We start from the raw sequence: 5806 nt of genomic DNA on the forward strand, positions 1-5806 counted from the left end.
CGTTGACGAATCCAATTATGACTCTGCTCGATCGATTTTTTCGTTAGCAAATCAACTTTCCGTCCCAATAAATTCTCTAATTCCCGTTTCATCCTCGAAAACTCCAGAAGTCCCCAAGAAACACTATCGGCTCTCTTGGGTTTGGTGGGTAAAATGTACTCTAAGACACATTCCTGCCAGCGAGCGACTGGAACTAACCACAAAGACACAAAGGACACAAAGATTGATCGGTTCTATAAAGGGGAATTATCGCTAACGACACGAAAACCAATATCATAGAGTCCAGCAGTAGCCATAAATTTGACTCGGTAGGCCGAGCGACATTTGTTAGGGCCATCATTCCAGGAACCCCCGCGTAAAACTCGTCTGTCCCTATCTTCTATTGTGGCTGCTTCGTAGTTATCGCGCCAGTAATCTGCACACCATTCCCTGACATTTCCGTGCAGGTCGTAGAGTCCGAAAGGGTTAGCGACGGCAAACATTCCCACTGGTGTGGTTTCTCTGCGATCGCATCCTAGGGAACCTTCCCCATAACGACCATAACTGCACACTTTGCCGCCATAATCCCAGTCCACCCCGGAATAGTTGGCTAAATCAGTGGAAATTGTCGGGCCAAAGTGAAAAGGGGTTGATGTACCTCCCCGACAAGCGTATTCCCATTCTTTTTCTGCGGGTAAACGATAATTCAGTCCCGTGAGACGGGATAGGCGATCGCAAAATTCCACCGCTTCCCACCAGTTAATTTGTTCTACGGGGCGATCGTAACCTTCAAAATGGGCCGGATAGGGATTAAGTTCAATATTTACCGGTTCTAATTTTGCCACCTCGCGCCATTGTCGTTGGGTAATTGGGTAGCGACTCAGACAAAAAGCCTGAATATTAACCGGAGATTGGGGACTTTGACTCAATTTCCAGCCTAACTCGCTTTTGGGCGCACCGATGAGGTATTGACCGCTAGGGATAGAAATCATTTCTAAAAAGGTTTTTTTGCTTAAAAAATATTTATAACCTCGATTAGTGACTTTTTCCCGTTTAATTTCCTCACCTTTGCCATTAACAGTGACCACTTCATCGATAAAATCTAACCATTCTCCCATTCTGCACCCCTCTATCGGTTATCGGTTGATCGGGTTCAGCTGCGAGCCTAAAAAAATCTCGCAACCTACCAGTTTAAGAATAACAAGACTTCGATCGCTTATCCCCCGATGAGTTTTAATTTTAATTAATTTTTTGCTTTGACAGCAAATCGGTTTTTGATAGATGGATGGTTTTCCCTCCACTTCCCACCTTCCCACTCCCCATATTAATTACTGGAGTGATTAACAACTTCAGGGACAATCTCTAATTCTTGTTCACCAATTACAGGTAAATTATTTTTCTGTAAACCCATAGCAGTTAAACAAGTATTGAGAGAGTTGATCGCTTGGTTATAATCCTCAATTTTTTGGTGAATTTCTTCCTGTTTGCGGGCATTATTCGCAATTTTTTCCGCCGCTTCCTGTTCTAAAGTTTGTTCTAGATAAGAACGAGCTTGATTGAACTGTTGTAGAATAGTATCCGCTTGTTTTTTTGCCATTGGTATCAACTGATTTTTCAGAGTATTATTAACAGTTTGGCGGAAATTTTTATGAATTGTCGCTGATACTTTTGGCTCAAAATCTAACTTAAGTAATTGACGGATAGCAGGTTCGGCAGCAAGAATACTTTCACAGTCATAACCTTGGGCAGTTTGTTGCACAGTTTGCCGAAATTGAAAGATCGAAAAAGTGCCTTCGTTGTAAAAATTATGATTTTCTCGTACATAGCGATCGCACTCAGTTTTTGCTTCGGAAATCAAGGCATGAATTAACTGCAATTCTAGCTGTTTTAGCTGATTTTCTATGCCACCATTGTTACCCAATAAACGATATACTTGCCGATAATAATCACCTTGCCTTACCGCATCTAAAAGACGCTGACAAAAGCGACTAATTAAACTGGTTGACTCCTCAATTAACACATCTTCTAGCTGGTTAGACAGATAATAAAAAGCTTCCACTAATACTGCTAATAAAGGTGCTGTAGCATTGCGAGGATGAGTTAAAGTCGCTTGCGAGTAAGCATTTTTAACAGAAAAAGTATTTAATAACTCATCCAATCTTGATACCATTCTCGCTTTCAGTTTCTTAAAGTCTTCCTCAAAGTTTTCATCGCTATTAACCACGACAGCATTGACATAACCATCGATATGTTTAGTTAATTTCTCTCCCACTTCCTTTAACTCTTGATTGAGGTGATTTAACTCCAGAGCTTTCATCGCCTCAATTTCTCGTGGTTGACTTTCTAAATCACTATAAATCCCTTGATAATAATTTTTGAGAGTAATGCAGAGAGATTGTAAATCATCGGCTAAATTAGCAAACAATTGCGGACGCTTTTCCTCCGTGAGATAACGAGTAATTGCCGTGCGAAATTCTTCGATACCGCTATCAGCAATTAACTGCTCTAGTAAAGGAGTTCCCCACTCACTTAAAACTCGGAAATAATTTTTATTGGGAGTTTCATAACCGTGGATGGAAACTTTAAAGGGAGTTGCCAGTAATTTACCGGAGTTGGCACAATAGTTATTAAACTCGCTGACAAATTGCGGTGTTTCTTCTTCTCCTCCTAAATTTTTAACACTTTCGGTAAAGATAGAATCTAAACCATAACGCTGATTAATATTGGTTTGATTTTTCACCTGATACCCATAAAACCCTAAAAGTCCGCTGGTTTTGTAAATGCGGGAAGTATCACGAAATTGCGTTTGAATTAGGTTTTCTAAACGCTGTTTTAGTTGGGCTGAGTACCAGGTTTCATCGATGCGGTTAAAAACATAAAAAACTCGATCACGAATACCAGCATTAGAGCGAATTTTTTCGAGTAATTCCGTTTCTTCTGTGGCTAATTCTCCCGCAGAAGCAGCCTTTAAAACACAAACCACTGCCGAAGTATCAGGATGCTCTATTTTACGATAGGCTAAGGCGGCATCTTTTTGGACTGGGGCATCAATACCGGGCAAATCTACCAAAACGTTACCATCTTTAAGGAGAGGATGATGACAGTAATATTCTAGACGTTTTAAGACGGCGCTATTGCTACCACGACGGGCAAAACTTGCCGCTTCTGCTAAATTAGAAAAGTGAAATTGTTCCATGGAATAGGTGGCATTATGCAGCGTATGGATCCGCTCACGATTTTGAGTAAATCCTTCAATTAATAATTTTAAACCCTGAGCTTGTTTAGCTCGCTCGGATTTGCCTTCTCCCCCTTCCTGTTCGATAATTTTTTGACAGTATTGGTTTAACTGACTACAGTATTCGGGGGAATTAATGTTACTGGGATTGGTTAATTGCAGATTTTGACAGACGGTATCGACTAAAGTACGAATTTCTACTTCGCTGAGAAAGGTTAAAACCACTCTTTCCTCATCAGCTTCTGCGTACTCAATATAACATTCCGTACCCGTTGCGTGTCCTTCGGCACTATACAGCAATTCTCGCTCTAAAAGTGCATTGATTAACATTGATTTCCCAGCACTAAAAGCACCGGCGAAAACGATTTCAAATTTGGGAGAAATGGCTTTTTGTAGGGCAATTTCTATCTTGCTGGTATCCTGTTGATTGCGGAGAGAGGATTCGCCTTTCAATAGTTCAATTATACTGTTAACATTACCAGCCAGATTACTGCATTGGGGTAAAAGTTCAGTCATGGTAAAACCCAAATCTAGAAGAACAGTGCTATTATTCCCCACATGATAACAAAATTCCCTAACTAGATGTCACATCTTTGGTCAGCGATTTAAGCAATCAAAGACAAAGCCATCGTCTTCAATCTAGAATCAGGATTGATTATAATCAATTTAGTACATACAGATTTCCGAGAACCTCCTTAGGTAAAAATTCCCTCCTGAATCCTAGGGTAATGATAATTATGTGGACAAAAATGGCAATAGATAAATTGAGATTAAAAAAAATTCGGCCTATGGGACAGTTGGGATTTTTGTTAGGAACAGTTTTTCTTTTGGGTGGCTGTCATTCTCTGAATGTTATCCAAAATCGTCCCCAACCCTTGCCCCAAGATCAATATATTCAAGTCTATTTTAATTATAATCAAGCCCAGGGTTCAAATTATACCGATCCCTATCGCCAAATTAATCGCCCGGGGGATAATTTAGAACAGGTTATTATTGATAATATCAACTCGGCCAAAAGTTCGATCGATCTAGCTGTGCAAGAGTTACGTTTACCCGCCATCGCTCAAGCTTTAGTTGCTCGTCAGCAGCAGGGAATTAAAGTTAGGGTTATCCTCGAAAATATTTACAATAAACCTATTCATACTTTAGCCAAAAACCAAGAACAATCAAGCGATCGAGAACAGGAACGTTATCAAAACCTTTTTGATTTAGTTGACATAAATCGAGATGGTAAATTAAGTCCAGAGGAAATCGCCCAAAGAGATGCAATTACTATCCTCAAAAAAGCGGGTATTCCCCTAATTGATGATAGTGCAGATCGCTCAAAAGGTAGCGGTTTAATGCACCATAAATTCATGGTTCTTGACAATCACACTACTTTAATCAGTTCAGCTAACTATACCTTAAGTGATATTCATGGAGACTTTTCTAATCCCAAAACTGTCGGGAATGCCAATCACTTATTAGTAATTACTAATCCCCCACTAGCTAGAGTTTTTCAAAGAGAATTTAATCTGATGTGGGGAAGGGAAGATAGTCCTAAATTTGGCTTAGATAAACCCCAGAGAAAACCACAAACAATTACTATCGGTAATAGTAGTCTGACGGTCAAATTTTCCCCCGATTCTACCGCTTATCCCTGGGCAATTACTAGCAATGGTCTGATCGGTGAAACTTTAAATCAAGCTAAAAAATCCGTGAATTTAGCCCTGTTTGTCCTGACGGAACAGCCTTTAGCTAATATTCTCGCCCAACGACATCAAAAAGGGATAGAAATTAAAGCTTTAATTGATCCTAGTTTTGCCTTCCGATACTATAGCGAAGGATTAGATTTATTAGGAGTTGCTCTCAGTAATAAATGTCGTTATGAACCAGATAATCAGCCTTGGCAAAACCCAATTAATACCCTAGGAGTTCCCGATCTAGCCCGGGGAGATAAATTACACCATAAATTCGGTTTAATCGATGATAAAATTGTGATTACTGGTTCTCATAATTGGTCAAGAGCCGCTAACCATCAAAACGATGAAGCTTTAGTTATTATCGATAATCCCACCGTTGCCGCTCATTTCGATCGAGAATTTCAATATCTTTACCGTACCGCTAAATTAGGACTGCCGGAAACTATTAAAAATCGGATCGAACAAGATAGAAAAAACTGCCCCCAATCTGTAACAATTAAAAGCGATCGCTTAATTAATTTAAACACCGCCACGCGAGAAGAACTAGATAGTTTACCCGGTATCAGTGGCAAATTAGCCGAAAAAATTATCGCTGCCCGGCAACAAAAACCCTTTACTTCCCTAGAAGATTTGGATCGAGTATCGGGAATCGGTCAGGGAAAAATTAGCAAGCTCAAAGGCAAAGTCAGCTGGTAATGATTGTCTCGTCTGTATTTTTTGCCATAGACAAAAACTAGCAATTTTCCCTTGTTACGGCAAGCTAAGTAGGTAGGGTCTGCTGAAAAAGTTTTTCCTGGGGGTAGGAGTCAGTAGCCGGTCGTCAGGAGTCGGTCGTTTCAGGCTTTGTTGCCCTTGTTTTTTGTACCAAGCGATGTACCACAAGAAGGATAATGCAAGGTTTTTGAAAGTC

At 40.1% G+C, this 5806-nt stretch carries 4 protein-coding genes; 1 reads left to right on the top strand and 3 read right to left on the bottom strand.

Annotated elements, in window-relative coordinates; all coding sequences use genetic code 11:
• The 3 genes from PX481_RS00145 to PX481_RS00155 form a co-directional block, all read right to left on the bottom strand.
• Positions 1 to 218, bottom strand: a 218-nt coding sequence (locus PX481_RS00145) for a hypothetical protein (RefSeq protein ID WP_288093019.1), incomplete at its 3' end; no start/stop codon positions are given.
• A gap of 15 nt (positions 219 to 233) precedes the next feature.
• Positions 234 to 1097 carry a formylglycine-generating enzyme family protein gene (locus tag PX481_RS00150; RefSeq protein ID WP_288093013.1) on the bottom strand — a complete coding sequence of 288 codons (864 nt, stop codon included), beginning with the start codon at positions 1095 to 1097 and terminating at the stop codon, positions 234 to 236.
• Positions 1098 to 1303: 206 nt separating this feature from the next.
• Entirely contained in the window at positions 1304 to 3730 is a 2427-nt protein-coding gene (locus PX481_RS00155) for a dynamin family protein (RefSeq protein ID WP_288027081.1), read from the bottom strand.
• A gap of 221 nt (positions 3731 to 3951) precedes the next feature.
• Here PX481_RS00155 and PX481_RS00160 point away from each other — a divergent pair, with 221 nt between their 5' ends.
• Positions 3952 to 5592 (top strand): DUF655 domain-containing protein, encoded by a 1641-nt coding sequence (locus PX481_RS00160; RefSeq protein WP_288093017.1) that lies wholly within the window; start codon positions 3952 to 3954, stop codon positions 5590 to 5592.
• The last annotated feature ends 214 nt before the right edge of the window (positions 5593 to 5806 follow it).

Source organism: Microcystis sp. M53603_WE2 (genome assembly GCF_030065435.1).